31 protein-coding genes are annotated in these 25,340 nt (G+C 64.1%); 14 read left to right on the top strand and 17 right to left on the bottom strand.

All coding sequences use genetic code 11. The features are described 5' to 3' along the window. The first annotated feature begins 9 nt into the window (after nucleotides 1-9). Genes phnL through QXZ94_RS16360 form a run of 4 tightly spaced genes read left to right on the top strand, consistent with a single transcriptional unit; the run spans nucleotide 10 to nucleotide 3,111 of the window. Nucleotides 10-708, top strand: a complete 699-nt coding sequence (phnL, locus tag QXZ94_RS16375) for a phosphonate C-P lyase system protein PhnL (protein ID WP_315721270.1) — start codon at nucleotides 10-12, stop codon at nucleotides 706-708. A gap of 15 nt (nucleotides 709-723) precedes the next feature. After that, nucleotides 724-1,881, top strand: coding sequence for an alpha-D-ribose 1-methylphosphonate 5-triphosphate diphosphatase (locus QXZ94_RS16370; protein WP_315721269.1), 1,158 nt, complete (start codon nucleotides 724-726; stop codon nucleotides 1,879-1,881). Further along, a complete protein-coding gene (gene phnN, locus QXZ94_RS16365; RefSeq protein ID WP_315721268.1) occupies nucleotides 1,878-2,522 on the top strand; it encodes a phosphonate metabolism protein/1,5-bisphosphokinase (PRPP-forming) PhnN in 645 nt (214 codons plus the stop codon). Before QXZ94_RS16370 ends, phnN begins: the two co-directional genes overlap by 4 nt. Continuing rightward, on the top strand, nucleotides 2,500-3,111 hold the full coding sequence (locus tag QXZ94_RS16360) for a pyridoxamine 5'-phosphate oxidase family protein (protein WP_315721267.1): 612 nt from the start codon (nucleotides 2,500-2,502) through the stop codon (nucleotides 3,109-3,111). The genes phnN and QXZ94_RS16360 overlap by 23 nt, the downstream gene beginning before the upstream one ends. 24 nt (nucleotides 3,112-3,135) lie before the next feature. On the opposite strand, the gene QXZ94_RS16355 is transcribed toward QXZ94_RS16360, so the two are convergent. The 3 genes from QXZ94_RS16355 to QXZ94_RS16345 form a co-directional block, all read right to left on the bottom strand. Continuing rightward, entirely contained in the window at nucleotides 3,136-3,357 is a 222-nt protein-coding gene (locus QXZ94_RS16355; RefSeq protein WP_315721266.1) for a hypothetical protein, read from the bottom strand. Nucleotides 3,358-4,653: 1,296 nt separating this feature from the next. Beyond that, nucleotides 4,654-4,980, bottom strand: coding sequence for a multidrug efflux SMR transporter (locus QXZ94_RS16350; protein ID WP_315721265.1), 327 nt, complete (start codon nucleotides 4,978-4,980; stop codon nucleotides 4,654-4,656). 234 nt (nucleotides 4,981-5,214) lie between these two features. After that, the gene (locus QXZ94_RS16345) at nucleotides 5,215-5,475 is read right to left on the bottom strand and encodes a hypothetical protein (protein WP_315721264.1); all 261 of its coding nucleotides are present in this window, start codon (nucleotides 5,473-5,475) and stop codon (nucleotides 5,215-5,217) included. 213 nt (nucleotides 5,476-5,688) lie between these two features. Between QXZ94_RS16345 and QXZ94_RS16340 the strand changes: the two genes are divergently transcribed. Beyond that, nucleotides 5,689-6,663, top strand: a complete 975-nt coding sequence (locus QXZ94_RS16340; protein WP_315721263.1) for a quinone oxidoreductase — start codon at nucleotides 5,689-5,691, stop codon at nucleotides 6,661-6,663. 49 nt (nucleotides 6,664-6,712) lie between these two features. On the opposite strand, the gene QXZ94_RS16335 is transcribed toward QXZ94_RS16340, so the two are convergent. The 3 genes from QXZ94_RS16335 to QXZ94_RS16325 all read right to left on the bottom strand — a co-directional run bounded on the left by QXZ94_RS16335 (nucleotide 6,713) and on the right by QXZ94_RS16325 (nucleotide 9,729). Beyond that, entirely contained in the window at nucleotides 6,713-6,988 is a 276-nt protein-coding gene (locus QXZ94_RS16335) for a hypothetical protein (RefSeq protein ID WP_315721262.1), read from the bottom strand. Between the two features lie 358 nt (nucleotides 6,989-7,346). After that, nucleotides 7,347-8,342 carry a hypothetical protein gene (locus tag QXZ94_RS16330; protein ID WP_315721261.1) on the bottom strand — a complete coding sequence of 332 codons (996 nt, stop codon included), beginning with the start codon at nucleotides 8,340-8,342 and terminating at the stop codon, nucleotides 7,347-7,349. Between the two features lie 769 nt (nucleotides 8,343-9,111). Next, nucleotides 9,112-9,729 (bottom strand): helix-turn-helix transcriptional regulator, encoded by a 618-nt coding sequence (locus QXZ94_RS16325; RefSeq protein WP_315721260.1) that lies wholly within the window; start codon nucleotides 9,727-9,729, stop codon nucleotides 9,112-9,114. Between the two features lie 142 nt (nucleotides 9,730-9,871). Here QXZ94_RS16325 and QXZ94_RS16320 point away from each other — a divergent pair, with 142 nt between their 5' ends. Both QXZ94_RS16320 and QXZ94_RS16315 read left to right on the top strand, forming a co-directional pair. Next, nucleotides 9,872-10,408, top strand: a complete 537-nt coding sequence (locus QXZ94_RS16320; protein WP_315721259.1) for a GcrA family cell cycle regulator — start codon at nucleotides 9,872-9,874, stop codon at nucleotides 10,406-10,408. A 54-nt stretch (nucleotides 10,409-10,462) separates the two neighbouring features. After that, nucleotides 10,463-11,062 carry a DUF6456 domain-containing protein gene (locus QXZ94_RS16315; RefSeq protein WP_315721258.1) on the top strand — a complete coding sequence of 200 codons (600 nt, stop codon included), beginning with the start codon at nucleotides 10,463-10,465 and terminating at the stop codon, nucleotides 11,060-11,062. A gap of 64 nt (nucleotides 11,063-11,126) precedes the next feature. Here the strand turns inward: QXZ94_RS16315 and QXZ94_RS16310 are convergent, their stop codons facing one another. Continuing rightward, a complete protein-coding gene (locus QXZ94_RS16310) occupies nucleotides 11,127-11,483 on the bottom strand; it encodes a hypothetical protein (RefSeq protein WP_172182358.1) in 357 nt (118 codons plus the stop codon). 246 nt (nucleotides 11,484-11,729) lie between these two features. Between QXZ94_RS16310 and QXZ94_RS16305 the strand changes: the two genes are divergently transcribed. Next, nucleotides 11,730-12,164 carry a hypothetical protein gene (locus QXZ94_RS16305; protein ID WP_315726311.1) on the top strand — a complete coding sequence of 145 codons (435 nt, stop codon included), beginning with the start codon at nucleotides 11,730-11,732 and terminating at the stop codon, nucleotides 12,162-12,164. Between the two features lie 50 nt (nucleotides 12,165-12,214). On the opposite strand, the gene bamA is transcribed toward QXZ94_RS16305, so the two are convergent. Further along, the gene (gene bamA, locus QXZ94_RS16300) at nucleotides 12,215-14,536 is read right to left on the bottom strand and encodes an outer membrane protein assembly factor BamA (RefSeq protein WP_315721257.1); all 2,322 of its coding nucleotides are present in this window, start codon (nucleotides 14,534-14,536) and stop codon (nucleotides 12,215-12,217) included. 232 nt (nucleotides 14,537-14,768) lie between these two features. On the opposite strand from bamA, the gene QXZ94_RS16295 reads away from it, so the two are divergent. Further along, nucleotides 14,769-15,824, top strand: coding sequence for a hypothetical protein (locus tag QXZ94_RS16295; protein ID WP_172112578.1), 1,056 nt, complete (start codon nucleotides 14,769-14,771; stop codon nucleotides 15,822-15,824). 288 nt (nucleotides 15,825-16,112) lie between these two features. On the opposite strand, the gene QXZ94_RS16290 is transcribed toward QXZ94_RS16295, so the two are convergent. Together QXZ94_RS16290 and QXZ94_RS16285 are read right to left on the bottom strand one after the other, a co-directional pair. Then, the gene (locus QXZ94_RS16290; protein ID WP_315721256.1) at nucleotides 16,113-16,346 is read right to left on the bottom strand and encodes a DUF6894 family protein; all 234 of its coding nucleotides are present in this window, start codon (nucleotides 16,344-16,346) and stop codon (nucleotides 16,113-16,115) included. Nucleotides 16,347-16,570: 224 nt separating this feature from the next. Further along, nucleotides 16,571-16,801 carry a hypothetical protein gene (locus QXZ94_RS16285; protein ID WP_246739251.1) on the bottom strand — a complete coding sequence of 77 codons (231 nt, stop codon included), beginning with the start codon at nucleotides 16,799-16,801 and terminating at the stop codon, nucleotides 16,571-16,573. Between QXZ94_RS16285 and QXZ94_RS16280 the strand changes: the two genes are divergently transcribed. Further along, nucleotides 16,782-16,970 carry a hypothetical protein gene (locus QXZ94_RS16280; protein WP_172112580.1) on the top strand — a complete coding sequence of 63 codons (189 nt, stop codon included), beginning with the start codon at nucleotides 16,782-16,784 and terminating at the stop codon, nucleotides 16,968-16,970. The genes QXZ94_RS16285 and QXZ94_RS16280 overlap by 20 nt on opposite strands. A gap of 2 nt (nucleotides 16,971-16,972) precedes the next feature. On the opposite strand, the gene QXZ94_RS16275 is transcribed toward QXZ94_RS16280, so the two are convergent. The 4 genes from QXZ94_RS16275 to QXZ94_RS16260 all read right to left on the bottom strand — a co-directional run bounded on the left by QXZ94_RS16275 (nucleotide 16,973) and on the right by QXZ94_RS16260 (nucleotide 20,163). Further along, on the bottom strand, nucleotides 16,973-17,299 hold the full coding sequence (locus QXZ94_RS16275; protein ID WP_315721255.1) for a cupin domain-containing protein: 327 nt from the start codon (nucleotides 17,297-17,299) through the stop codon (nucleotides 16,973-16,975). Continuing rightward, complete coding sequence (locus QXZ94_RS16270; protein WP_246739252.1) at nucleotides 17,296-17,958, bottom strand: YqcI/YcgG family protein; 663 nt, start codon at nucleotides 17,956-17,958, stop codon at nucleotides 17,296-17,298. The genes QXZ94_RS16275 and QXZ94_RS16270 overlap by 4 nt, the downstream gene beginning before the upstream one ends. A 118-nt stretch (nucleotides 17,959-18,076) precedes the next feature. Further along, nucleotides 18,077-19,369: an MFS transporter gene (locus tag QXZ94_RS16265; RefSeq protein ID WP_315721254.1), complete on the bottom strand. Its 1,293-nt coding sequence runs from the start codon at nucleotides 19,367-19,369 to the stop codon at nucleotides 18,077-18,079. Further along, nucleotides 19,369-20,163: a hypothetical protein gene (locus QXZ94_RS16260; RefSeq protein WP_315721253.1), complete on the bottom strand. Its 795-nt coding sequence runs from the start codon at nucleotides 20,161-20,163 to the stop codon at nucleotides 19,369-19,371. The genes QXZ94_RS16265 and QXZ94_RS16260 overlap by 1 nt, the downstream gene beginning before the upstream one ends. On the opposite strand from QXZ94_RS16260, the gene QXZ94_RS16255 reads away from it, so the two are divergent. The 3 genes from QXZ94_RS16255 (at nucleotide 20,144) to QXZ94_RS16245 (ending at nucleotide 22,105) form a co-directional block, all read left to right on the top strand. Then, on the top strand, nucleotides 20,144-21,163 hold the full coding sequence (locus QXZ94_RS16255) for a GlxA family transcriptional regulator (protein WP_315721252.1): 1,020 nt from the start codon (nucleotides 20,144-20,146) through the stop codon (nucleotides 21,161-21,163). The two genes, QXZ94_RS16260 and QXZ94_RS16255, sit on opposite strands and share 20 nt — an antisense overlap. A gap of 203 nt (nucleotides 21,164-21,366) precedes the next feature. Then, nucleotides 21,367-21,660 (top strand): hypothetical protein, encoded by a 294-nt coding sequence (locus tag QXZ94_RS16250; RefSeq protein WP_315721251.1) that lies wholly within the window; start codon nucleotides 21,367-21,369, stop codon nucleotides 21,658-21,660. A gap of 91 nt (nucleotides 21,661-21,751) precedes the next feature. Then, nucleotides 21,752-22,105, top strand: coding sequence for a phasin (locus tag QXZ94_RS16245; RefSeq protein ID WP_172112587.1), 354 nt, complete (start codon nucleotides 21,752-21,754; stop codon nucleotides 22,103-22,105). A gap of 168 nt (nucleotides 22,106-22,273) precedes the next feature. Here the strand turns inward: QXZ94_RS16245 and QXZ94_RS16240 are convergent, their stop codons facing one another. Both QXZ94_RS16240 and QXZ94_RS16235 read right to left on the bottom strand, forming a co-directional pair. After that, complete coding sequence (locus tag QXZ94_RS16240; protein WP_315721250.1) at nucleotides 22,274-22,588, bottom strand: c-type cytochrome; 315 nt, start codon at nucleotides 22,586-22,588, stop codon at nucleotides 22,274-22,276. A gap of 154 nt (nucleotides 22,589-22,742) precedes the next feature. Further along, complete coding sequence (locus QXZ94_RS16235; RefSeq protein ID WP_315721249.1) at nucleotides 22,743-22,877, bottom strand: hypothetical protein; 135 nt, start codon at nucleotides 22,875-22,877, stop codon at nucleotides 22,743-22,745. Between the two features lie 879 nt (nucleotides 22,878-23,756). Here QXZ94_RS16235 and QXZ94_RS16230 point away from each other — a divergent pair. After that, on the top strand, nucleotides 23,757-24,908 hold the full coding sequence (locus QXZ94_RS16230) for an OpgC domain-containing protein (protein ID WP_315721248.1): 1,152 nt from the start codon (nucleotides 23,757-23,759) through the stop codon (nucleotides 24,906-24,908). Nucleotides 24,909-24,914: 6 nt separating this feature from the next. Here QXZ94_RS16230 and QXZ94_RS16225 read toward each other — a convergent pair whose 3' ends face one another. Further along, complete coding sequence (locus QXZ94_RS16225; RefSeq protein ID WP_315726310.1) at nucleotides 24,915-25,175, bottom strand: hypothetical protein; 261 nt, start codon at nucleotides 25,173-25,175, stop codon at nucleotides 24,915-24,917. Nucleotides 25,176-25,340: the final 165 nt, after the last annotated feature.

The raw sequence follows: 25,340 nt of genomic DNA, 5'->3' as shown, positions 1-25,340 counted from the left end.
CCGATAACAATGACCCTGATGCTTGATGTCGAGAATGCCCGGAAGAGCTTCACCATGCACCTTCAGGGCGGGATCTCTCTGCCCGTGGTGCGCGACGTGTCGTTCAAGGTCAATGCAGGAGAATGCGTCGTCCTGTCGGGGCCGTCCGGCGCCGGAAAGTCGTCGATCCTGAAGATGATCTTCGGCAACTATCGGTGCGACGGTGGCCGCATCAGCGTCCGTCATCAGGGCGAGATGACGAACCTCGCAGGCGCCGAACCGCGCCTGGTGCTCAATGCGAGGCGGATGACCATCGGCTATGTCAGCCAGTTCCTGCGCGCGGTGCCGCGCGTGCCGGCGCTCGATGTCGTCGCCGAGCCGCTGCTCACCGCGGGACTCTCGCGGGAGGATGCGCGCGTGCGGGCCGGCGCCTTGCTCGGCCGGCTCAACATTCCCGAGCGGCTGTGGTCGCTGCCGCCGTCGACCTTTTCCGGCGGCGAGCAGCAGCGCGTCAATATCGCGCGCGGATTCATATCGGACGTTCCGATCCTGCTGCTGGACGAGCCGACCGCCTCGCTCGATGCGGCGAACCGCGCCGTCGTGGTGGACTTGATTGCGGCCAAGAAGCAAGCCGGCGTCGCCATGATCGCGATCGTGCATGACGACGAGATTCGGAGGCAGATCGCAGATCGCACGGTCGATGTGACGACTTTCGCGGCGGCGGCATAACAGGCACAACAACAGATGAGCGCGAACATGTCCGACACGGTGATAGGCAATGCCAGGCTGGTCCTCGCCGAGAGAGTCATCGAGCAGGGCTGGGTGGCCATCGCAGGTGGCCGCATCGTCGAGCTGGGTGAAGGGGCTGCGCCCGCCGGCAGTCTTGATGCCGAGGGGGATCTGCTCATGCCCGGCCTGATCGAGCTGCATACCGATCATCTCGAGGCGCATTTCGTGCCGCGGCCGAAAGTCTATTGGGATCCCGTTGCCGCGGTGATCTCCTATGATGGGCAGCTGGCGACGGCGGGCATCACGACGGTGCTCGATTCCTTGCGGGTCTGGAGCGAGGAAGGCGCCGAAGGCGTCGACGGCCAGGCCAATGTGCTCGCCGAGGCGATCGCAACCGCGCGCGACGGCCGTCTGTTGCGCGCCGACCATTTCCTGCATCTGCGCTGCGAGGTGCCGATGCCGACCGTTGTCGAGGAGGCGAAGCAGCTGGCGGGCCGGTCCGATGTCCGCTTGATGTCCTTGATGGATCACACGCCGGGGCAGCGGCAGTTTCGCGACGAGGGAAAGCTGCGGGACTATTATCGCGGCAAGAGCGGGGGCAAGACCGACGCCGAGCTCGACGTGATGTTCGAGCGGCGCTTTGCCTATCAGAAGGCCTATGCGGCCTCGAACATGCGCGACATCGTTGCGCTGGCGAAGATCCATGATGTGCCGCTGGCCAGTCATGACGACACCACCGCGGAGAATGTTGCCGACGCAATCAAGGACGGCATCGCCGTCGCGGAGTTTCCAACCACGATCGAGGCAGCGCGGGGGCTTCACGAGGCCGGCATCAGCATCCTGATGGGTGCGCCGAATGTCGTGCGCGGCGGATCGCATTCGGGCAACATCGCCGCGGTCGATCTGGCGCGCGAGGGCCTGCTCGACATCCTCTCGTCCGACTACGTGCCTTCGAGCCTGCTGATGGGCGCGCTGCAACTGCCGCAGCGCGTGCCGGCCATCGATCTCGCTGCTGCGGTCCGCACCGTGACCAAGGCTCCCGCCGAGGCCGTGGGTCTTCATGATCGCGGCGAAATTGCCGCCGGCAAGCGCGCTGACCTGATCCGTGTTCATCTGGCTGGTGATCTCGCGGTCGTACGCAGCGCATGGCGCGAAGGATTGCGGGTCGCATGAGCGGAGAGTCCAGCCGATCGGCTGATGGGAGCGAACAGCTGGGGCCGGGCCGGCTCGTGCTCGTCGTCGGGCCGAGCGGAGCGGGCAAGGACACCTTGCTCAATCTGGCGCGAGCCGGATGCGCTGGTGACGATCGCATCGTATTCCCGCAGCGCGTCGTAACCCGCGAAGCGTCGGCATTTGAGGACAATCTCGAGATGAGCGAGGCGGCTTTTCACGAGGCCCTCGCTTCGGGTGCGTTCGCTTTGCATTGGGATGCGCATGGCCACCGCTACGGTGTTCCGCGTGCGATCAGGGACGACATCGCCGCGGGTTGTACCGTCGTCGTGAACGTGTCGCGGATGGTCATCCCGTCGGCGCGGCGCGATTATGCCGATGTCGTCGTCGTGAACATCACGGCGCCGGCGGAGGTGCTCGCGGAACGTCTGGGCAAGCGGCATCGCCCGAGCGATGCCGACATCGGCGAGCGGCTTCATCGGACGGTCAAGGACGATACGGTGGCAGCGGATGTCACCATCGTCAATGTGGGCGATCCGGCTCAGCACGGACGCAGGCTGCTCGATGTGATCAGGGGGGCCGGAGACGGAGCCCTGCCGGGGACAATGGGAGGTGCGAACGATGTCGGTCATCACCACGATTGAGCAGCTCGAAGCGATCTATGGCCAGACTGGCGTTACATCGACGGCGAAGGTCGCCGACCGCGTGACTTCGCACTATCGCGTGATGATCGAGACGTCGCCGTTCGTCGCACTCGCGACCTGCGGCCCGGAAGGTCTCGACTGCTCCCCGCGCGGCGATCGCCCCGGCTTTGTCCGCATCCATGATGAGAAGACGCTGATGATGCCCGACCGCCGTGGCAACAATCGCGTCGATTCCTTGCGGAACATCGTGCGCGACCCGCGGATCGGCCTGCTGTTCCTGATTCCGGGATCGGGCAACACGCTGCGTGTGAACGGGCGCGGTTACCTCTCCACGGACGCCGGTCTGCTTGAATCGTTCCGGATGGAGGGCAAGCTGCCGAGGAGTGTCCTCGTCATGACCGTCGACGAGATCTACTTCCAATGCGCCCGAGCGATCGTGCGTGCCGATCTCTGGAACCCCGACAAGCGGGTCGATCCCAGGCAGATCCCGAGTCCCGGACAGATCCTGGCCGCAATGACGGCCGACGCCATCGACGGGGCCGAGTACGACCGCGAGTGGCCCGAGCGCGCGCGCCAGTCGATGTGGTGACGGCCGGTTGCGCCCCGCGCGCCGTCAAGCGGCCACGTCGAGCAGGCGTGACGAGCCCCGTATCAGCACCTTGCGGCCATCCTGTGTGATGGTTGCGGTGCCGTCATCGATGACCGCAAGTCCGAGGTCAACGAGTTGGCTCACGACCATGCTGTTCAACCGGCGGCGTTCACGCGCGGGAGTGCGGAGCGTCTTCAGCATCTCCCATTGATCCGGCGTGAGCTCGTGATCGAAGTCCGCGTTCATGTTGCCTCGTAGCCTTGTTGTCGCGCACACGTCTTAGGTAAACAGCGTGACGAAGATGCGACCGCCATGCATCCGTAGTGATACGGCTCATGTCATTACGCGCGAAGGACGCCGCGTTTAATTCAATTTTGAATGATCCGCAATTTGCATTGCGGCGCTCACGAACTCTGCGCAGAGCAACATGCAGCTGGCGTGTGGTTAAGGGGCAATTAAGGCGGGCGCTGCGTGATCCAGAGTAACGCAGCTGTCACATCAGCGTGTCACACGGCGCCATCATCCCGCTCGAATCAGCCGGCGCGAACTGCGCGGCGCGAGATCCGTTGAATGGCTGTGCTGAACGACGATCTGACGCCGCGCCTGAGCCGCAGGACGTGGATCCGTGGTCTGGGGGGATTGGCATTGAGCATCTCGATCGCCGCGATCGCGGTCGTCGTGCTGATGCGGGCGCTCAAGAAGCTCGATGTCGGTCATGTCGTATCGATCGCGCAGGCGACCGATCACAAGCTCATCGTTCTCGCGTTGGCGCTGATCGCGCTCTCCTACGCCAGCCTGACGCTCTATGACCTCTTCGCGCTACGCACGATCGGCCGCGCCGACATTCCGTTTCGCGCAGCTGCTGTCGGCAGCTTTACCAGCTATCCGATTGCGCATGGTATCGGCGTGGTGGCCCTGATTTCCCCGCTGGTGCGCTACCGGATCTATGCGCCGTATCGACTGAGCGCGATCGACATTGCCAATATCAGCTTTCTCACGGGGTTGACGTTCTGGCTCGGCAATCTGACCGCACTTGGTCTGAGCCTGATGATCGATCCAGATGCCTTCGGCTGGGTTGAATACTGGCCGCCGACGCTGAATCGGCTGATTGCGGCGGCGCTGCTGGCTGGCGTGCTCGCCTTCGTTGTCTGGAGCTGGCCGGGGCGTCGTAGCCTCCGATGGCCGGTCCGCCTGCCGTCGGGGCCGGCGGTGCTGCTGCAGATCCTGATCGGACTGTTCGATCTCAGCACGGCCGCGCTCGCAATGTATGTGCTGCTGCCGGCCGAACTCGGCATCGACGTGATGCGGTTGATCGCGGTCTTCATAGCCGCAACCCTGCTTGGATTTGCCAGCCACGCGCCGGCGGGCATCGGCGTATTCGATGCGACCATCCTGCTCGGCCTCGGCGGCAATGGTCAGGAGAAGCTGCTCGCGGCGCTGTTGATCTTTCGCATTCTCTACCATCTGCTGCCGTTCGTGCTGTCGCTCGCTCTGTTCGGCATGATCGAGCTCGGCCGGAGTCGGCGGACCATGCCTGGGCGATCAGACCGGCGAGTTCAACTTGAGTCCGACCATGCCGGCGATGATCAGCGTCAGGCAGAGCAGTCGCATCGGATCGGCCGGCTCGCTGTAGACAATCATGCCGACGATGATGCTCCCTGCGGCGCCGATCCCGGTCCATACCGCGTAGGCGGTGCCAAAGGGCAGTGATCGCAAGGCGAACGACATCATTGCGAAGCTGAGCAGGATCGCAACCCCCGTGCCCAGGCTGGGCCAGAACCGCGTCAGCCCGTCGGAATGCTTGAGACCGAGCGCCCAGATGATCTCGAGCAGTCCTGCGGCGAGAAGCGCGAGCCAGCCGCTTGTCATGACGGTGTGCTTTCCGCCCACGCAAGGCGTCGTGCGACGATATGTCGTGGCGGGTTCGCTCTCGTCGACGGCTGAGCAACCGCAACCAATCGTCTGGGCATTCTCGGCTCCGCGGTCCGAATGCCATCCATCTGCAATCTTTGCACGACGTGCATATGACGGAGTCAGCCACTGACGACGCATAGGACGCGGCGGCGGCCATGTCGCGGTGGTGATCAGTTCAGCCGGTTTGCGTCACCTCTCTTGCATCATTGTGAAGACGATCCCGGTCATTGTGGCGCCCACCGCAAATGCCAGCGTGAACGTGCCGACGAGAACGGTGAAGGTCAGGTGCGGATCGCCGCTGCGGGCGATCAGGGGCGAAATCCCGAAGGCATCGACCTGGGTCAGCGCAAAGGCGAAGCCGAGACCGAGCGCGGTGCCCATGAAGGTGTGACAGGCGAGCTCGATCAGGATGGCCGGGCTGACCACTGCGCTGCGTTTTTTGGGCGGCATTGGAGCTGTCCTCCGCTATCGCCCGTGAACGCTGGAGCGGCGAGCGTTGTTCCTGTGGGCGGGGGCGCCTTGAAGCGATTGCCAAGCGGCGGCGAGAGCGGCTACCAAATCATCCAGGTCTCAGTCGCACGTGATGAAGATGCTCGTGCACGTAGAACAGCCGCGCCGGAGCGGTGCGACCTCCGGGCGTCAGACAGGGAGGATGAACGTCACATGACGAATGCCATTCGTTTCCACAAGACCGGTGGTCCCGAGGTCCTCAGCTGGGAGCAGGTCGAGGTCGGCAAGCCGGGCCCGGGTGAGGCGCGCATCCGCCACACGGCGGTCGGGCTCAATTTCATCGACATCTACAATCGGTCGGGTCTCTATCCCGTCCAGCTGCCCAGCGGCCTGGGAAGCGAGGGCGCCGGCGTGATCGAGGAAGTCGGCGAGGGGGTTACGGACCTGAAGGTCGGAGATCGGGTCGCCTATGGCTCGTCGCCGCTCGGCGCCTATTCCGAGGCGCGGCTGATGCCGGCGGCGCTGCTGCTGAAGCTGCCGGACGAGATCGACGACAAGACGGCTGCCGCGATGATGCTCAAGGGCCTCACCGCCCAGTACCTGATCCGCCAGACCTACCGGGTCAAGGCCGGCGAGACCATTCTGCTGCATGCGGCCGCCGGCGGGGTCGGGCTCATCCTCAGCCAGTGGGCCAAGCATCTGGGCGTCACCGTCATCGGCACGGTCTCCAGCGACGACAAGGCGGAACTGGCGAGGGCGCATGGCTGCGCGCATACGATCGTCTATTCCCGCGAGGACTTCGTTGCCCGCGTGAACGAGATCACCGGCGGCAAGAAGGTGCCGGTGGTCTATGATTCCGTCGGCAAGGACACGTTCCTGAAGTCGCTCGATTGCCTCGCGCCGCTCGGCTATGCGGTGCTGTTCGGCCAGTCCTCCGGCACGGTCGATCCGCTCAACCTCGGGCTTCTCGCGCAGAAGGGCTCGCTGTTCGTGACCCGGCCCACGCTGTTCACCTACGCGGCCAAACGCGAGAGTCTGGTTGCGATGGCCAACGAGCTGTTCGACGTCGTCAAGTCCGGCGCGGTGAAGATCGAGGTCAACCAGACCTACCCGCTGAAGGAGGCGGCCCGGGCTCACGCTGATCTCGCGGCGCGCAAGACGACCGGCTCGACCGTCTTTCTGGTGTGATCTGGCGTCCATCCGGTCGCCGGATCCGACACGGGCCGGCGCGGTCGGATCAGACCTGCTCATGCTTGCGTAGGTCGCGGAGGTGATCGAACCGGGCGGCCTGCAGGTCGGCGTCCCGCCCATCGATCTTGGGCAGGGCGGCTTCGGACATGATGTCGGCGGTGATGTCGGCAACCGACCGGTCGACGATCTCGTGGATGAAGCTGATGTTCGAATATTCGCCCGACGCGATGCGTGCAACGACGTCGCGCCGGGTCATTTCAGGATCGACCACGGCCTCGCGTCCGCGCCGGCCATAGTCGATCATCACGACGAAATACTGCATGGAGTGCCGGTTCGCCTTCGGCTGACTGTGATCGCTCCATTATTTCGTTAAATCAGAATTTTGTCAAGGCTTGATTCGGTCCGGATGCAGGGTCCCTCCCGGGGGAGGGTGACCTCGCTGCTTCGAACTGAGATTGAGTCACTAGCTTTGTCAGGAAGGAGGTCATCATGCACTTGCCCAAATTGCTCAGTCCGTCTTCGCCGTCCTCGCTCTCTCCTCCACCCTCGCCTCAGCCGAGTCCATCCCGAGCCTGCGCGGCCACGACCACACCTGAATCAGCCGCAGATATAGTCCAGGCGATGTAACGTGGCGTGCGGAAGCATGTTCCCGCACGCCATCAAGACCGCGCCATCGCGCATCACTGCACGTTGAACGTCGCGCCGGGACATTCGGTGGTCACGCTGATCGGGATCGCCTGCGCCGCCGCCGCGGTCGGCTTCGGCTTCGCAACCACCTTCCAGCGGCCGGGCTTGTTCAGCCAGTATCTGTGCCTCGATGTCGCAATGCGGCGCTCGGTATAGGTCGTGCCCTTCCAGATCAAGGGGCCCTTCGGCTTCGGTGCCGCGACCTCATGCCATGGTCCGAACTCGCCGAAGTCCATGAACCACAGATGCCATTCGAGCTTCTGATACTCATGGTGGGACGCGACCACCTCGACGATGGGGCGGCCGTTCAGCCACGACACCTCGTCCTCGAGCGGCTTGATCTGCTGGCAACGGGTATGCAACGGCTCCTGAACGCGAAGCAGATCGTCTCGCTGGCTTTGCGTGAGCATCGCCGAACTGACGGGCAGTCCCACGTTCGGATCATCGGCCGGATATGAGCAGATCGGCACCGCCGGCGGCCCCTGGCCCGTCCAGGGATTGTTGCTGCAATAGACTCGCCTCGTCACCGACGAAATGCCGGTGGTCGCCGTTTCCTCCGCCTTTCCGGTTTCCCGGTCCCAGACACCGCTGAACGTCGTCTTTTGATTCGGTGGACAGGCCACGGTCTTGTGGGCCGTCCACCAGTGCGAAACCTCGAATTCATAGTACGAGTAGCGCGGCTCCGGATACAGCACGGCTCTGACGCTGGTCAGCGCGTGGTGCGCTTCGCACGCCGTTCCATAGGTATCCAGCCAGCACACGAGGTGGAAATTTTCGTTCGGCCAGCATCCCGCACGTGCCGACGACGTGAAGCCGAGTGCGGCGATCACCAAGGTAAAGGCAAGAAGATATCTCCGCATGGCGTTTCCCATGATGGTGTTTCCCCCATTTCCTGCCTGTGCAGCCACAGGTTGACGACGAGTTTGCTCCGGCGCGGCGCCTGGTCCTTGATCGGGATCAATCCGCTTGCGCGACATCGTCAACGCCATGGACATCCCGGTCGGCAGTCGGAGGCGGCGTCGCGCTCGTCGGGCAAATCAGGGGCGATGCGCCCGCTCGATGGTCCGTTTCATGGCTTTCGATCGTCTGCAGACGACGTGTGTGGAAACGCTTGTTTCGGGCGAGGCTTCAGCGCATTGCTCCGATCCGCCCCGCCGGAGCGAAAAATTCTTCTTTCTTTTTTTTCGGAATTCGTGATTGTCTAGACGCATCCCGCCTCATCGCAAGGGGCGTATCGCGGTCGTCACGACACGTGGAGGCGGGGAGTGATGGGCGAGCCGGTTTGCAGCGTGGTCATTCGCGCCGACGAACAACACCGGCTCGTACGGTCAAGTCGCGCGGTCCTGATACTCCGATGCCGGTATCAAGCCTGCGCCGGCGCTGACAGCGCCGCGTGGGTGACGGTGACCAACAAGCCCGGCGCACCGGGGAGAACGCGAAGCAGCCGTGAAAACCATCGCGCAGGGAGGGCCGGATCGTTCCGGCTGGACCTGTGGTACCTGCCGCCTGCATTTTTTTGAGCAGGCGGGCCACGGGCCTCAGTCGAGGTCCGGCCTTCCCTGCACCCTCTCGTTTGAAGAGGGTGAGACCACTGTATCACTCGGACGCCTGGGCGCCGCGAGGCTATGGACGCACATCCCCCATATGTCGCTCAGAACTGTCGATCACGACGGCGCCACAGGCGCGCTGCCTACCCTCCCCTGGAGGGAGGGGATGCAGGGGAAGTGCTTCGACCTCCCCTGCATCCGGCCTCGAGTCTTACTTGTTTGCCGCGCGGGCGCGGGACTTGGCGGCCGCCTTGGCGCGGATCCGCGAGATCTGGCCGCGTGGCAGGGTGACGAAGATCTCGCCGATCCAGTCCAGCTTGACGCCGACGATCGGCTTGGCGTTGAAGCTCTTGAGATTGACGACCGATGGCGATTTGCCGCGCTCGATGGTCTTCAGGTAGCGCTCGCCGGACTTGAGGCGCACCACAGCCTCCTCGCCGTAGAAGCTCGACAGCGGGTGGCGCTGCTCGCGGTAGACGACGATGACGTCGCCATTCTCGTATTTCGGCAGCATCGAATCACCCGACACCTCGAAAGCAATCGTCTCCTCGGAGATCGGGAAGGGCAGGGCGACCTCGCCCAGGCCCTCGAGCGGCACCTGCTCGTAATCCGGCTCGATCACCGAGCCGGCGCCGACCCGCCCCATGACGGGAACCGAATTCAGCTCCAGATACTCCGTGATCAGGGGGATCTCGGCGGCTTTGATCAGGCGCTGGCCTCCGAGAATCTCGGAGACGGCGCCGGGGCGCACGCCCATGGCACGGGCGAGCCCTCCTTTGGTCTTTCCTGGCTTCTCGAGTGCACGCTCGATCATGGCGACGTCCAACATGGCTTTGACCTCTTTTGCGAATCTCGGAAAGGAGTATATGTTTCGAATAATCAGAACTCAAGCTTGACTTTTCCTTCGGAATAACGGAAAAAGAGGCGTCGGGCAAGCCCCAACGGCCCCCGACCCGAAGGAAGAGGCGACAATGCAGTCCACCGATTGGCCAGATCCACACTCCAAGATGCTTTGCGAGCTCCATGCCAGGGGGCTCTCCTATGCCGCGATCGCGCGCGCCCTCAATGCGCAGTTCGGGACGGCCTATACGCGCAATGCGACGCTCGGCCGCGGCAAGCGGATGGGGCTCGTCGCTGCGGCCGCCCCGACATCCTCGCGTGCCCAGGCCCGGCCGATGTCTGCGGCGGCCGGGGGCCGGCGGCGGAGCCCGCAGGCCGCTGCTGGGCCGATGGCGCTGCCACCGCCGCCGAAACCCGCCGCGGCGGTCCGACTGCGCTCGGTCGGCATCAGCCCGCGGCTGCTTTCGCTCGACCAGCTCGGCACCAATGACTGCCGCTACCCCTACGGCGGCGACCGGGACGACGACCCGATCACGTTCTGTGGCCATCCGCGGCAATCCGGGTCCTGCTACTGCACGCCGCACCACCATCTGACGCGGACCCCCCCTGAAGAGACCGCTGCGCGCCCGGCCGGGCGCCTGACCCTGCGGCTCGTCGCAGCTGCGTAAGCCCGGCGTTTCGCCGACCAAACCTGCTTCCATTCCATTTTCCGGAGACGAGACATGGCGCGCCCCCGACGCAGCAAGCCCCACCGCATGCCCAAGACCCATGACCGCCGCGCGCACGATCTGCCGCGCAATGCGGACGTGGTCCCGGTCGAGATCGACGATCCGCTGGCCCTCGAGCCGGGCGAGAAGATCGTCGCGCTGCGCTCGGTCCGCAACGATCCGCTGGGCCGGCTGCATGCGCACAAGCAGCTCGACGACGCTCAATACCGTGCCGGGCGGGCGTTCCAGAACGATTGGGAGCGGGCCGAGCGAGGCCCACAGGCCATCGATCCGTCGCGCGAGCATGTCGACGGCGCCCGAGGGCGCGAGCCGGTCACCGAAGGCCAGCGACAGGCCGTGTTGCGGCTGAACCGGGCCGAGCGCGAGCTCGGGGCCGATGGCGCGGCGATCACCCACGACGTCCTGGTGCACGGCCTCACGATGGAGCAGGTCGGCCAGAAGCGCGGTCTCGCCAGCCAGCGCTGGAACGACTATTTTGCCCGCCGCTTCAAGGAATGCCTGGATCGGCTGGCGCTGGTCTATGGCTTTTCCACAGATCGTATCCCCCGAAAATACGATCAGCCGGTCCGAGCGAGCCGTCCGACGCAGACCTGACGCGGCGTGGCCGGCGCTCGCGTCTCATCGGGAGGCGCGAACGCTGGCCGGCGCCCCGTTCCGCTCACGGATGCGGTGCAACCGCATAGGTCGTGCTGTACGGCTCGACCCGCAACGACGCATGGGACAACAGGCCGATCTTGGCCGACGGCGTCATCTGCAACTCGCCGTTCGGGCCGCGGTGGACATTGTACTGCCAGGCCGTGAGGTCTCCCTTTTGCGCCAAAGCGTGCGCCACCGCGCTGGCGTCGTTGCCGCCGATCGCGGTCAGCTCATCGCCGTTGAGGCCGATGACGATCTCGTCCTTGACGGTCACGACCTTGAACAACGAGGTCCTGCCTTCCCCGGCCGCCGCCATCGACGAAGTCGCGACGAAAAGTACAAGGGAGCCGAAAATCGCGCGTGTCAGTCCGGAAGCCATGGAATCTCCTGTCCGCCTCGTTCGAATGGTCGTGAGCGTGCAGGCATTGGTTTGTCGCAACCGCCCGCCGGTTCGCGAAAAAATTGATGCGGTCGAGATTGAACCCGGCTGCGAGACGCTGCGTCTAACGCCCCATCGGGGTCACGCGAGCTTCGGTGCACCCGGCCGGCTCGTGTCGTTGATTCAGGTCAAGCAGTTCGTGCTGGAGTGTTGTATCCGTCACGGACGAAGAGACGGGGGATGCCCATGTTCATCGGTCGATACCTGTTCCGTTCACCCCGCGCGACAATCGCGTTTGCAGCCGCCGCGGCAACGATCCTCATGACAAGCCCGCCTGCGCCGGCTTTCGCGCAGCCGGCGTCCCCGGCCAGCAAGCATGCGATCGTGAAGGCGGCTGTCGGCGACGCGACCGATCTCAGCGCCCGTCGCCGGCATCGCCGCGTCTACAGGGGCAATCCGGCCGCCGGCCTTGCCATCATGGGCGCGATGATCGGGACCTTCGGTGCGATCGCCGCCGCGCATCAGCACGACGACTACTATTACTACGAGCCCGGCTACTATCCCGGGCCCGGCTATTATGGGCCGCCGCAGGTCTACTACGCACCTCGGCCGCACTATGTCCGTCCGTATTACGGCCATCCGTATTACGGTCCGCGGGTGCACTACTATCACCCCTACTGAGGTCGACCCGGCTGGACGACCGTCACGTCGCCGCCGGGAGCCAGCCCGTGCTAGAAGCCGCCTGCGCTGAAGCGCAGCGGCTGCACGACGTCGTAGGCAGCCTTGCTGATCGGCACCGCGTAGTCGACTGTGAGTGGCCCGAACGGCGAGGCCCAGGTCATGCCGACGCCGACCGAGGAGCGCAGAACGTTCTTGTTGGCGACCTGGACGTTCTGGGTCGGACCGCGATAGCCGAACACGGTGCCGGCATCGACGAAGGCCGACGCGCGCAAGCCGTATTCCTGGGGCAAACCCGGAATGTTGCTCTGCAGCTCCGCCGTGGTCGCCCAGTAGTAGCTGCCGCCGACATTGTCCATCGTCGATCCCGGTGTGAGGTCACGCGGTCCGAAGCCGCCCGGCGCAAAGCCACGCACCATCGTGGGACCGCCGAAGAAGCTGTTGAGCAGCGGCGCCTGCTGCCCGCCCCATCCCGTGACGTAGCCGCCCTGGGCGCGGACCATGCCGGTCAGATCGCTGTTGATGGACCGGTAGTAGCGGACATCGGCGGTGGTGCGAAGGAAACGGACGTCACCACCGAGGCCGGCGAGATCCTGGCTCAGCTGAGAGCGGATGCCGCTGGTCGGAATCTTGGTGTTGTCGAGCGTGCTGTAGGTGACGGTGTTTCCGAGCTGGGACACCGTCTGCCGTCCTGCCGCGACGGCCTGCCGGACCGGAAGGGATACGGCCGCGGGCGACAGCCCGGGGGCGAGCACGACCTTCTGATCGTAGAGCGAATAGCGCCACAGCATGGCCGTCTGCTCGCTGACCGGCATGCCCAGAGTGAGCGCGCCGCCATAGGTATTGTTGCCGAACGATTGGAACGTGCTTGCCATGCTCTGCCGCGCGAACAATTCGACGCCGGGCGTGGTTCGGCCGATCGCGTAGGGCGATGTGAAGGACAAAGTGGCGCCGCGCGCGAACTGTCCATATGTGAATGCCGCCTGTGCCGTGTTGCCGGTGCCGAGCACGTTGCGGTCGCCGATCTTGACCTCGGTGAGCAGGCCGTCGGTGGATGAATAGCCGCCGGAGACGTTGAAATCACCGGTCGGCTGGTCGATCGCCTCCACGTCCAGCACCACGCGATCCCGGACCGAGCCGGGCCGCGTCGTGATCTTGACGGACTTGAAGTAGTTGAGGTTGCGCAGGCGCCGTTCGGCGCGATCGACCAGGATCCTGTTGTAGGCATCGCCCTCGCCGATGTCGAACTCGCGGCGGATCACATCGTCGCGCGTATTCTTGTTGCCGTGGATCTCGATGCGCTCGACATAGCTACGCCGTCCTTGCTCGATCTGGAAGCTGATGTCGGCCACGCGGGCCTGCGCGTTGCGGGCGGTGCGCGGCTCGACTTGGGCGAACGGAAAACCGAGCTTGCCCAGCTCTGTCGTCAGGGCTTCGGTCGTCTTGTCGATCTTGCTCTCGTCGAACGTGTCGCCTTGCTGCGCAACCAACAGCGGTCGCAGGCGGTCGCAGGACAGCCCCTGCACGTTGCAGGAGACATCGATCGCGCCGAATTTGTAGAGTCCGCCTTCCTCGACCGCAAAGACGAGGTTGTAGCCGCTGCTCGCCGCGTCATAGTCGACGCTCACATTCGAGATCTCGGCATCGGCATAGCCATGGCTGCGATAGTATTGCCGCAGCAGCTCGCGATCCTCGTTGACGCGGTCGGCATCATAGACATTGCCGCCGATCACGAAGCTGAGCGGGTTGGTCGCGGCGGTCTTGATCACCGCACGCAATTGCCGCGCGCCATAGGCGTTGTTGCCGACGAAGCTGATCGTGCGCACCGGCGTCTTCTTGCCTTCGGTGATGGTGAAGACCAGGTCGACACGGTCATTGCCGCGGTCGATGATCTCGGGAACGACACGGACGTCGTCGCGTCCGACCCGGTGATAGGCCTGGAGGATGCGGGCCACGTCGCCCTGCACGGTCGCGCGCTGCAGGCCCGCCCGTGGCTTCGACAGCACTACGCCTGTGAGGTCGGTATCCTTCACCTTCTTGTTACCTTCGAACGCGATGCGATCGAGGACTTTTGCTTCCGTCAGCCGCACGACGATCCGGCCCTCGGCGCGGCCGATCTTCACATCGTCGAAGAGACCGGTGGCGACCAGAGCCTTGAGGCCGGCGTCCAGCGCGGCCGCGTCGTAGCGGCCGTCGGCGCCAGGATGAAAATAGGACCGCACCGTCTGGGCATCGACGCGCCGATTGCCCTGTACCGCAACGGCCTCTGCAGATGCTGCGATCACGGGAGACGTCAGCACGGACAGCGCCGCAACGAGCATCGCGATTGGTCGCGGTCTGCTGATGCGCGAGTGACGCCAGTTCCGGGCGGTCATGATGTGCGCTCCTGCCTGCTCGTCATCGCCGTGATGCAAGAGCCGGTGGACGGCCAAATCATGTCGGGGCTGTGGAGACTTGTTGGCCTGCGATCACGCCTGCGAAGGGTGGGCCGGAGGAACCGGGGGTGGTCGCAGAATCGACGCAGAGTCGAGCCACACGCTGGTCAGCATAGTGCTCATTCGTCCGCGGCGGTCGTTGTCGCCGGCGAACGTTTGTCGGGAGCAGATCATGCGCGCGATCGCTTTGGCCCTCATCGCCTGTACCTTCGTTCAATCGGCGCTCGCTGCCGCCGTCGTCCCCGAGATCGATCCACGCGCCTCGCTCGGCGTCGTCCAGAACTGGATCTACAATTATCGTACCAAGCCGGACTACGCCCATGTGCCGGCGGCGGTGCGGGTGCTGTTTCACTCGCAGACCTTCAAGGAGCCGGAGAACTCCGGAATCTATCTAGGTTTCATTGCGGGTGCGATCGGCTCCAATCCGGCCAAGGCCGAGCAGCTCGTCAACAGCTTCTTTCCCGTGCCCCCGGAGGAGGAGTGGGTGATCGTGCGGGCCATCGCCTATTCGGGCCTCCCGGACTGGCGCAATCTCATGCGCAAGGTCGCTCCGAAGATGCCGGGTCGCCGGGTCATGATCGACGGCTATCTGAGCGGCACGCAGCCGACCTTGATGGACATCCCGCTGGAGGAGACCAAGCCGGGCATGATGGACAAGCTGCGTGGCGCGCTGACGCAAAATCCGTTCAAGAAGGAGGAGCGCAAGCTGGATACCCGGCTCAGCTACGCAACGCATCAAGACCTGCTCGACATCCTCTGGGGTTACTACTTCGCGACCGGCTCGCGGGTGCCGATCCAGCGCATCGTCCAGATGCTGCCGTGGTCGAAGAGCCGCGATACGGTCGACAAGCTGACCATCGGCAGCATGGCGCGCTACACGTTGGCCAGCTACTCGGTGCGCGATGCCAGCCTGCGCGATTATCTCCGCGAGGAGCTCGCGCGGCAGACAGGTCCCGTCAAGGAGCCGCTGAGAGAGGTCGTCGAGGCGGCCGATACGGTGCAGCTCGGCGCCGTGCGCAAGGACGCCGTCGCTGCGGTCGAGGAGCTCAAGCTCAAAGGCTCCGACGCCCGCCGCAACATGGATTTCTGGGGACAACTCGGTGTCGGCGCGCTTGCGCTCGGCTGCGTCTCCGCGGCGGCCCTGGGGCAGGTCGCCGTCGGCATTCCCTGCGTGATCGGTGGTTCAGCCTCGCAAGGCCTGCTCTCGTTCTGGGAGAAGCAGCAATAGCACCGAACGGCTGCGCTTGTGATGCTCAGGGGGAGACGTGAACGGCGCTCGTCCGTCGCGTGCTGCCGCGCTGTCTTGGATTCTGATGTCGCGTGGCGCGTCGAGAGTGGCGGTTGCCCATGGCCCTATCGGTGTGTGCGCTCGGGAACGAACGCCGGTGTCAAAGGCAGGCTGAGACAAACCTCATCACCAGCTGCAATACTCGCGCTGATTGCAGTCGCCCCGGTTCTGTCTACGAATAGTTGAAATTGTTGTCGGCCACGGACGTTGCCGCCGCGCCGCTCAGATTCAGGATAGGCCGACTTTCACCGCAGCTGGATAGACCGGCTCGCGGTGAATCTCCGCGCCGGATTCGTCGACCACCACGATCGAAAGTCTGCGATCGGTAATGCGGGGATCGTGTCGAAGCCGCCGGGCCAGATCCCGGCTATGCTCGATCGCCCCGGCACTGGTCGCAAATTCCAGCCCGGTCCGGTCCCTCGTCGGAATGCCATCCTTCATGTCGAAATAATAGGTGCGCATGGTCTTCCTACAGCCCCCGTGCCGCGGGAGGGGACCACGACGCCAAAGCGGCGTCCGCAATCCGTAGTCCTCCCGCTCGAACTATAGAAGACCTCTAATATGGAGGACAAGCTTACCTCCGGCGTAATCCCCCTCCCTCGTTCGATAAACGACCATTTTTGCTGGCATCGTCAGCCAGAAACTGCCAGAAAGCTCAAATTGTGCCGCCGAAATCGACCGTTTGGTCAGTTCGGCTTGCTGCAAGAGTTGTTCGCTGGCATACTTTCAACCTGGTCGGGTTCCGCACGGTCGATTTCCAGGCGGGCCATTCTGAGGATCAGGGTCGCAGTCGTCAGACCAAGACTTTCAGCCTCAATTGCTGCAGTATCTACCTTGCGTGCAAGGCCTTCACGTTTGCTAAGGACTGGCATTACCGTTTCCTGCCAAAGGTGCGAGATGAAGAATTCGACATTCATCGCGGAGCTGCACACGAAGCTCGGAGCCCCATCGAGCGAAGCGGTGGAGAGCCTTCGACTTCTGAAGGCCTTCCTGAAGCTGGCGCCGGGCCAGCGCATCGAAGTGATCGAAATGGTCGAGCGGCTGACGTCGGAGTCGCAGGCGGAAACCGATCGTCCCCTGTCCTGACCTCACCCATCCTGACTACAGGTGGTGGTTGTGACCGGCTTCATTGCAATTGCGTAGATTGCATCATCCAGAGCCTCCGATTCGTGCAGCGTGCCGGCCGGCAGGAGGATCTTGTCGCCTGCGGTGCAGACGCGCTCGCCCCCTTCCCATCGGAACGTCAGCCGCCCTTTGATCACGACGAGGATCTCGTCGACGGGGTGCGTGTGGAAAGCGTGAACCTTGCCGGCGGCGTCGTGCTGCAGCTCGATGCAGCCCTGCGACGGCAGCAGCGCGAGGATGTCGGGATCGATCGCAAAATCGGTCTTCGTTCCGGCAATGATCTGGGTCATGCGGCTTGCTCCTTGTCTCCGATGGACGACGGCTTGGCCTGGGCGAGCTGGTGAAACGGGCAGGCTGGCGGCGGCTGATTGTCGTCGTAGAGGAAGTACTGCTTGAATTCCCGGCCCTCCGGATTGCCGTAGCGGCCGAGCAGGGGAGACGGCGTCGTGGTGTCGAACGGGGCCAGCCGCTTGCGAACCTCGCTGAAGGCCTTGGCGGCGGCTTCGTCTGTGCCGAGCATCCGCTCGAATACCCAGCGCGGCTGGAACGTGAGCATGAATGCGCTCGAGCGCCGGCTCTGCCGCATCACATGCGCCGGTGTGCTGCAGACGACGAAGATCGGCTCGCCGGCAAACGAGAACTCCCACATCGGATGATCGACGGTCTGCGGAATCTCCGCAGGCCATGGCTGCTTGTCGATGCGCGCGAGCTGATCGAGGATCCGCCAGAACTTCTTGTAGTAGGCGTCGAGCGTCTGGACCGGGCGCGGGCGCGTGAACAGGACGAGTGACGTATTGGGGCCGTGCGAGCGGCTCTCCGAGACGAACAGGGCAAGCTGCCGGCCGAGAACCTCAATGTCGATGGGATCGAGGAACAAATAACGAAGCTGATCGGCGCGAAAGCCCGCGACGCCGAAGACGCACGGAAAGGGTCTGGCTTCGCTGCTCATCTGGGCTTCGAACTCTGAAAACAGGACGCTCTGCCAGCTTCCGGCCCTGTGGCCGGATCGAACTTCGTCCTTTCTCAAAAACAAACGCGACATACTCACCCTCTCTTTTTCTTTATATTCAGTTTGCCAGTATCAATTTGCGCCTCATCATCAGCGGGCCGAGTATCCCCGGCAGCGACATCAGCAGGAGAATGGCGATCAACGTCGTGTAGCCCGCATCATTGGCGACCGTGTACGGGCGCGCTCCCGCACTCCCGCCGATCCCGCTTGCGGACACCATGGCGAACGCGATGAGCGGCTGCGCGAGCCCGGCGAAAACGCCGGCGGACGTCGTGTTGATCGACGCGCCCACGCCGATGCGATCCGCCGTGTAGAGACGCTTCGTGCATTTCAGGATCAGCGGAACCGTGCCGCCGGCCACCAGGCCCAGCACGGCGAACACCATGCCGACATAGAGAAGGCCGAACGCGTGGGCCAGAACCGGAAGCAGCATCGCCACGAGCAGCATGCGCAGCAGGCTGATGCGGATCAGGGCTGCCTCCAGCACCCGCGTCCGGTCCGCCGCGTGGCCAAGCAGGATCGAGCCGACTGCGTTGCCGACCATGAAGGCCAGCAGAGGACCGCCCGCCGCCGACGGTGAGATGCCGAAATAGTGCGACACCATCGGGATGCCCCATACGCCCGCCAGCGTGGTGACGACCGCGAAATGCGATGCAAAGCTCATCGCGCAGCCCCAGGTCGCAGCCGATCCGAGCGCATGCCAGCTCGCCAGCAGCACGCTCCGCAGCGTCGGGGCTCTGTCGTTTGCGGGGGCGGCCTTCAACGCGACGGACGCGCATGCGAGGTTCGCAAGACCGATGCAGGCGATGAAGAGGAAGCTGTTGCGCCAGCCGAACCCGCTGACGGCGGCCGCGAGCGGTGTCGTGGCGACGACCCCGCCGACATAGCCGGACACCTGGGAGATCCCGGACATCAGCCCGAAGCGTTCGTCGGAAAAGCTCTGGGCCACGAGCTTCAACAGCGCGGTGAACACCAGCGCGTCCCCGCAGGCCGTGATCACGCGTGCGAAGAAGACATCGATCAGGTTGGGCGACAGGGCGAACGCGGCGCTGCCGAGCACCGACGCCGCCATGCTGCAAAGGATCACGCGCTTGACGCCGTAGCGGTCGACCAGCATGCCCGCCGGAATCTGCATCAGGGTGTAGCCCCAGAAGTAGCTCGAGGCGAGCATCGCAACGCCGGAGGCGTCGGTGCCGAAGTCGCGTACGAAGTCGAGGCCGACGGTCTGCGGCGACATCCGTTGCAGAAAGGCAATTGCGTAGGCGAACGCGACCGTTGCCCACGCGACATAGGCGCGATCGGCAAATCTCGGCAGAGACGAAACGACTGCTCGTTGTCCAAGCACCGCCATCACACCCTCGCAAAGCCGACGGAGAACAGCGCGTCCGCCGAATCCGGGATGATCCGAGACATCGCCGTCTCCACGCGCGATGCCGTGCCGTGATAGTCCTGCCGGATATGCTCGATATGACCATAAGCGCCGCGCATGATCATGCGGGGCACCTCCAGCGGCTTGCCTGGATAGAGGCGTGCACACATCTCGACGCACGCAGCCTGCAGCTCGGGATCCGCAGCATCGTCGAGCAGGGATGGCGCGACCTTCTCGCAGATCTTCGCGTTGGCAGCCCATACGATCGGATTGCGTGTTCGCCAACCGTAGAGGAGTCCTTCGCTGCGCGCGGCGCAGCCGGGATGCTTGAGGATCTGCGACGTAAAGAACCCATACAGGCCACGACCCTGGTGTGCGGGCAGCACTTCAGTTCCACTGCGATAGATGGCCGGCCGCTGCGCGATGGTCATCACGCGGTAGACCGAGAAGGCCACCAGTCCCAAGGGATCGTAGACCAGAACGAGACCGTATTTGCTGTCGAATGGCGATGCCGCGGCAGTCCAGTGAGGTTCGACTGCTTTCCAGTTAACAGCAATGATCGAATTCATCGCATCCATGATCGGCAGCCGGTCAGGCTCCGCGATCTCGGACGCGTCGGGAAAGCTGTAGACGGTGTAGTCGTCCCAGGGCGAGGCGATGGTCGAATATCGGCCTTCCAGGTTGCGCGACATCACGTGAACTCCAGCACTGCACGTCGAGCTATACAGGCCGTCATCTGATCGCTTAAAGGACAATATGCCCTCGAATTCTGCCAACGCCTCCCGGCATGCTGCGGTGCGACGAGACGGCGCCGAGAGGCGACTGGTGATCTTTGCATTCCCAGGGGTGACGCTGCTCGACGTGTCCGGGCCGGCGCAGGTCTTTGCCGAGCTCAGCGAGATCGAACTGCCGGGGCCGGGCTACGCGCTGAGCTACGTGTCCAAGCAGGGCGGGCTGGTGCCGACCGATGTCGGCCTGATGATCGACACCGAGCCGCTCTCGGCCATGAATCCCACGGAGGTCGACACGCTGCTGATCCCTGGCGGGCCGGGCATCTGGAAGCTGCGGCAGGACGACATCGCGATGCAATGGATCGGCGAGGTGCTCATCGATGCCCGGCGTATCGCATCCGTCTGCCTCGGGGCGTTTGCGCTCGCCTGGGTTGGCGCGCTCGAGGGCAAACGGGCCGCGACACATTGGCGCTACTGCCCGCGCCTGCAGGACAGCTTTCCGAACGTCAAGGTCGAGCCGGACGCGATTTTCGTGCAGGACGGCCGGGTGTGGTCGTCCGCCGGTGTCAGCGCCGGCATCGACCTGGCGCTGGCGATGATCGAGGAAGATTTCGGTCACACCATCGCACTCGACGTCGCACGTCGGCTCGTGGTGTTCCTGAAGCGTCCGGGTGGGCAGAGTCAGTTTTCGACCGTGCTGGCTGCGCAGGCGTCGGACGTCGAGGGTCGCTTCAGCTCATTGCATGCGTGGATCATCGAGAACATTGCGAGCGACCTGAGGGTCGAGAACTTGGCCGCGAGGGCCGGCATGACACCGCGCACCTTTGCCCGAACCTATGTCAACCGGACCGGCATGACGCCGGCTCAAGGGGTCGAGGCGCTCCGGGTCGAGACGGCCCGTCTGCTGCTGGAAAGCCGTCAGGTCGAGAGTGTCGTCGAGGTCGCGAAGCGGGCCGGCTTTGGCGACGACGAGCGCATGCGGCGTGCATTCCTGCGGCATCTGGGTGTGTCGCCGACGGAGTATCGTCGTCGCTTTTCCGGCTGAGGGGCGTGGCCGTCCGCCGCATCTGTTGGCAGCAGCCGGTTTCGGCGCGATCCCGTTTGCTTTCGGGTTAATCCCGGCGCTGGTTTTGGGACCACGCCGGCCGTGCCGTCTGCGATCGGCCTAAGCCTTCGGTAAAATGCCGCGCGTATAAACGTGAAAAATTGAATCAGATCCGTCGTTGCGAAATGCAGCGGAGAGAGTCGATGTCCAACATCATTCCGTTTCGTGCACGGACGGTCGCGTCCCCGGCGGCCTTCGTGGCGGTTCACCAGCAGGCTGTCGCTGCGATCGCAGGCACCGGCCCGCTCGACGCGGCCCGGCCGCTCGTCCGCGATGATGTCAGGAAGACGGTCATCTTGCTCGATCTTGCTTTGCAACATGCGCGAGAGCTCTCGGACCTCGTGACGGAGGAGAGAGCGAGGCGCATCTTCGATCGGCACCTCGCCGCAATCGAATATTCGCTTCAGATCGCGCGTGAGCGCATGGACGCATCCTGACGGGCTCCGCGTGCGCGGCCGTCGCGTGCATTTGCACGGGGACGAAGGCGCCCGGATGTGGTAGTTGGAGTTGTCGTGGAGGATGTAAACGATGACCCAAACCAAACTGGAAGTGCCCGCCGAGCTGCGCGACCTTGCGGAAAAGACCATCGCGCAGGCGGAAAGGGCATTCGAGATGTTCTTCGACGCGGCCGGCAAGTCGATCGGCACAGTCCCGGGACCGGCTGCCGACATGTCGAAGCAGGCGCTCACCCTCACCGAACAGAATATCAAGACCGCCTTCGAGCATGCGCGAAAGCTGGTTCATGCGACCGAGCTCGAGGAGGCGATGCGGATTCAATCGGAGTTCCTGCGCAGCCAGTTCACCAATGCCGGCGAGCACATGAAGACGATTACCGCAGGCATCATGTCCGCCGCAAGCAAGGCCGCAGAGCCGAAATCTTAAGAGGACAAGTCCTGAGAGGCCAACGCTCAAGAGCCAACTCTCAAGAGCCAACTCTCAAGAGCCAAGGCCTCGTCATGGTCCTCCTCGTCATGGTCCTCGTCGCGAGTTGAACCGTGCGGCGCGACCATGCGAGATCGGCGGCCGTTCGGCCGCCGGCGGGCCTTCTCCCTATTTGCGCAGCGAGCCGATATAGGCCGCGATGTCCGCTGCCTCCAGCCGGTTGAGCGGGAAGCTGGGCATCTTCGGATGTGGGTCGAGCAGGAAGAACGCGACCTTCTCGGGAGTGAAATCCGCCTTCTGCGCGATTTGCGCGAATGACGGAACGTCGGCGCTGGCCTGCTTCTGAGTCCCCTCGATGAGGTGGCACGACGCGCACCAGCGCCGGGCGAGATCGGCGCCATGGTCCGCATCGGCGGCCCACGCCGATGTCGACGCCGCGGTCGCTGCCGCAACTGCCAGAACTCTGATCACCAAGGGGCGCATCCGGTCACTCCGATCAATTCGATGGTGGGGGCGAGCATGACGCCGGCCGCTGACGCGACGGCTACCCGCGAGGGGAACATCTTGGCATGAAGAACGATCCTCGTCCCATCCATCGTGCGGGACGAGCCGGCGGAGGGCGCAAGGCTTGCCGCGCTCAGCTGCAGCATGACCTCGGAAAGTCGGGGAGGTCGATCTTGCTGACGATTGCCTTCAAGAAGGCGCTGATCCGGCGCAGGAGAGACGAGCCGGGCGCAGGGACGGCGGTCAGCTGGTCTGCAACGTAGGACATATCGAGCCCTCCCTGTCGCTCAGCGTTCTTCCGGTGCGCTTGTTGACGAGATGCAGGCGCCCGCATGCCGGGCATGACACCGCTTCGTAAGCATCGTCGTGCTCGGCAAACGGTGGCACCGTCAAACCGATCTGCACGTTCGATCCCGTGTGGGAGCAGCGAAAAACGAGGTTTTCCATTGCTCGACCATGACGGATCGCGCGGCCGACACCTTGATCTGTCTCAACGGAGAGAGGTCACGGATCAGCCGATGGATCCGAGAGTGCAGCGCGTCGCGACGGAGACGCCTCAGGTCAGGCCGTGCGACGTGGTCTTCGCCAGATCCAGCCGATCAGCGACATTGGCCGCAGTGACGGAGGCCGTCTGGGTGGCTCGGAGCGCAGCGTCGATCTTCGACTTCACGCGCCGTGCGGCGAGGGCGGCAAGCCTCGTCTGGGTTCGTCCGGTTTTGACTTGGTCGCCGAACTCGTACCGCCATTCCCAAATGTCCGGTTCAGCAGTCGCCACGACCGTATATTGGACACCTCGGTGGATCACGGAACCCCCCTTTAACACTTCCACTGCAAGTCAACGTCTAACCAACCTACAATCAATCCGGGCAACTACGGGACTGGAACAATTGCCAGATGTGCGAAGGTAAATTGGTTAACACCACCATGCCGACAATGTTCCCGGGCGCACGCGGTTTCCGTGCAATCTGTCGCAGGGAACAACGTCCACAGCGTCTGTTCGGTTTACAGACATCGCGCATGGAATCTGAAACAAGACCGGATCGTCTCGCGGGCAACCTCCAGGGTTCCAATCGGCTGCCTGCGGACTTCTGAGATCACGCGGGCCTTCTCACAGCGCAGGCCCGCTCACGAGACGAGGCTGGTGTTGATGGCCGGTGATCGAAAGCTGGCGGAGACCGATGGCGCAGGCGAAATCGGCGACGGGCGTCGCGACCTGCGGCTCGATGCGTGCCGCGGTCTGGCGCTGTGGTTCATCTTCGTCGATCACGTGCCCGACAATTCGCTCGCCTGGCTGACGTTGCGCAACTACGGCTTCAGCGACACCTCCGAGGTGTTCGTCTTCATCTCCGGTTACACGTGCATGCTCGCCTACGGCGGAGCGCTGCCAAAGCAGGGCTGGGCGACGACGATCGTGCGCGCGCTGCGGCGCGCCTGGGAGATCTACGCGGCGTTCCTGGTGCTGTTGCTGGCCTATGCGGCGCTGGTCTGGTTCGTCGGCGGCGGCACGCGCTTCGTCGACGAGACCAACACGGGCTTCTTCTTTCGTGAGCCCGGTCCGACACTGCTCCATGTGGCGCTGCTGCAGTTCGCGCCCGTCAACACCGACATCCTGCTGACCTTCGCGATCCTGCACATCTGCTTCCCGCTCATTCTCTGGATGATGATGACGAGCGCGACCCTGACGCTCCTGCTGTCGGTCCTGCTCTACATGATGGTGCAGCTGTTCAGCTGGCAGGTGCCCGCGTGGCCGAGCGGCGAATTGTATTTCAATCCGTTCGCCTGGCAGCTCCTGTTCGTCATCGGCGCCTGGTATGCCCATGGCGGCGCCGCGCGCCTGCGCCCGGTGCTGAGCTCGCGCACGATCTTGATCGTAGCGCTCGGCTATCTCGCCTTCAGCCTGTTCATGGCGCTGAGCTGGGAGTTCAAGAGTCTGGAAGGTCTGATCCCGTCGGCCGTCACGGGCCTGATCTATCCGATCTACAAGAGCCATCTGGCGCCGGTGCGGCTGTTGCACTTTCTCGCGCTCGCTCTCGTGGTCTCGCGGCTGGCGCCGCCGCAGTGGCGCGGCCCGATCCGCCCATTGACGACGGCGATGATCAGATGCGGCGAGAATTCGCTCTCGATGTATTGTCTCGGCGTGCTCCTGGCGTTCATCGGCCAGGTCCTGCTGACCGACGTCTTTGCTGGCTTTGCCATGCAGCTGGCGATCAGCGTCGCCGGCATTGCGATCATGATTGGCGCCGCAACGCTGCTGACATGGGAATCACAGCTCGACCGGCGCGGGCCTCGGCTGTTCTGATCACCGTCAGCCCCGGCGTGCGACGGCGACGCCAAACAGGAAGGCGACGAACAGGCTGGCAAGCGGGGCCTCGCGGGTGATCGCGGCGAGGGTCGAGAGGGCGGTTCCGGGTCGCCGCGCCTCCTTCGCTGCCTCGCTCAGCCGATCGGCGGCGGCACTCAGGGTCCCCACCATCTCGCCCAGCGAGCGCGACATGTCGGTCGCCGTATCGAGGGCGCGTTCGGCGACGCCGGGCTGCGGAGATGTTTCGAACGTTTCGTTGCTCACTGCCGTTACCTTCTCGACGCTGATCGGTCGCATTGAGACGTCATCCTCGGCGCAACGCACTCGGCACGCCGCAGACGTTCGATCAAATGCCGGCTGACGCGTTTGGTTCCGTCGTCATGGTTGCAGGTCTCGAAACCGGTGTATCGTCGTGCGCAGGTGCGTCAT

This window comes from Bradyrhizobium sp. SZCCHNS2022 (genome assembly GCF_032377575.1).
Lineage (GTDB): Bacteria > Pseudomonadota > Alphaproteobacteria > Rhizobiales > Xanthobacteraceae > Bradyrhizobium > Bradyrhizobium aeschynomenes.
This window is presented reverse-complemented; position numbering and strand designations above follow the sequence as displayed.

Bases quoted from the DNA above. Each gene is read 5' to 3' on its own strand.
- phnL (WP_315721270.1), top strand. From the start codon at position 10: ATGACCCTGATGCTTGATGTCGAGAATGCCCGGAAGAGCTTCACCATG.
- QXZ94_RS16370 (WP_315721269.1), top strand. From the start codon at position 724: ATGAGCGCGAACATGTCCGACACGGTGATAGGCAATGCCAGGCTGGTC.
- phnN (WP_315721268.1), top strand. From the start codon at position 1,878: ATGAGCGGAGAGTCCAGCCGATCGGCTGATGGGAGCGAACAGCTGGGG.
- QXZ94_RS16360 (WP_315721267.1), top strand. From the start codon at position 2,500: ATGTCGGTCATCACCACGATTGAGCAGCTCGAAGCGATCTATGGCCAG.
- QXZ94_RS16355 (WP_315721266.1), bottom strand. From the start codon at position 3,357: ATGAACGCGGACTTCGATCACGAGCTCACGCCGGATCAATGGGAGATG.
- QXZ94_RS16350 (WP_315721265.1), bottom strand. From the start codon at position 4,980: ATGACAAGCGGCTGGCTCGCGCTTCTCGCCGCAGGACTGCTCGAGATC.
- QXZ94_RS16345 (WP_315721264.1), bottom strand. From the start codon at position 5,475: ATGCCGCCCAAAAAACGCAGCGCAGTGGTCAGCCCGGCCATCCTGATC.
- QXZ94_RS16340 (WP_315721263.1), top strand. From the start codon at position 5,689: ATGACGAATGCCATTCGTTTCCACAAGACCGGTGGTCCCGAGGTCCTC.
- QXZ94_RS16335 (WP_315721262.1), bottom strand. From the start codon at position 6,988: ATGCAGTATTTCGTCGTGATGATCGACTATGGCCGGCGCGGACGCGAG.
- QXZ94_RS16330 (WP_315721261.1), bottom strand. From the start codon at position 8,342: ATGGCGTTGACGATGTCGCGCAAGCGGATTGATCCCGATCAAGGACCA.
- QXZ94_RS16325 (WP_315721260.1), bottom strand. From the start codon at position 9,729: ATGTTGGACGTCGCCATGATCGAGCGTGCACTCGAGAAGCCAGGAAAG.
- QXZ94_RS16320 (WP_315721259.1), top strand. From the start codon at position 9,872: ATGCAGTCCACCGATTGGCCAGATCCACACTCCAAGATGCTTTGCGAG.
- QXZ94_RS16315 (WP_315721258.1), top strand. From the start codon at position 10,463: ATGGCGCGCCCCCGACGCAGCAAGCCCCACCGCATGCCCAAGACCCAT.
- QXZ94_RS16310 (WP_172182358.1), bottom strand. From the start codon at position 11,483: ATGGCTTCCGGACTGACACGCGCGATTTTCGGCTCCCTTGTACTTTTC.
- QXZ94_RS16305 (WP_315726311.1), top strand. From the start codon at position 11,730: ATGTTCATCGGTCGATACCTGTTCCGTTCACCCCGCGCGACAATCGCG.
- bamA (WP_315721257.1), bottom strand. From the start codon at position 14,536: ATGACCGCCCGGAACTGGCGTCACTCGCGCATCAGCAGACCGCGACCA.
- QXZ94_RS16295 (WP_172112578.1), top strand. From the start codon at position 14,769: ATGCGCGCGATCGCTTTGGCCCTCATCGCCTGTACCTTCGTTCAATCG.
- QXZ94_RS16290 (WP_315721256.1), bottom strand. From the start codon at position 16,346: ATGCGCACCTATTATTTCGACATGAAGGATGGCATTCCGACGAGGGAC.
- QXZ94_RS16280 (WP_172112580.1), top strand. From the start codon at position 16,782: ATGAAGAATTCGACATTCATCGCGGAGCTGCACACGAAGCTCGGAGCC.
- QXZ94_RS16285 (WP_246739251.1), bottom strand. From the start codon at position 16,801: ATGAATGTCGAATTCTTCATCTCGCACCTTTGGCAGGAAACGGTAATG.
- QXZ94_RS16275 (WP_315721255.1), bottom strand. From the start codon at position 17,299: ATGACCCAGATCATTGCCGGAACGAAGACCGATTTTGCGATCGATCCC.
- QXZ94_RS16270 (WP_246739252.1), bottom strand. From the start codon at position 17,958: ATGAGCAGCGAAGCCAGACCCTTTCCGTGCGTCTTCGGCGTCGCGGGC.
- QXZ94_RS16265 (WP_315721254.1), bottom strand. From the start codon at position 19,369: ATGGCGGTGCTTGGACAACGAGCAGTCGTTTCGTCTCTGCCGAGATTT.
- QXZ94_RS16255 (WP_315721252.1), top strand. From the start codon at position 20,144: ATGCCCTCGAATTCTGCCAACGCCTCCCGGCATGCTGCGGTGCGACGA.
- QXZ94_RS16250 (WP_315721251.1), top strand. From the start codon at position 21,367: ATGTCCAACATCATTCCGTTTCGTGCACGGACGGTCGCGTCCCCGGCG.
- QXZ94_RS16245 (WP_172112587.1), top strand. From the start codon at position 21,752: ATGACCCAAACCAAACTGGAAGTGCCCGCCGAGCTGCGCGACCTTGCG.
- QXZ94_RS16240 (WP_315721250.1), bottom strand. From the start codon at position 22,588: ATGCGCCCCTTGGTGATCAGAGTTCTGGCAGTTGCGGCAGCGACCGCG.
- QXZ94_RS16235 (WP_315721249.1), bottom strand. From the start codon at position 22,877: ATGTCCTACGTTGCAGACCAGCTGACCGCCGTCCCTGCGCCCGGCTCG.
- QXZ94_RS16230 (WP_315721248.1), top strand. From the start codon at position 23,757: ATGGCCGGTGATCGAAAGCTGGCGGAGACCGATGGCGCAGGCGAAATC.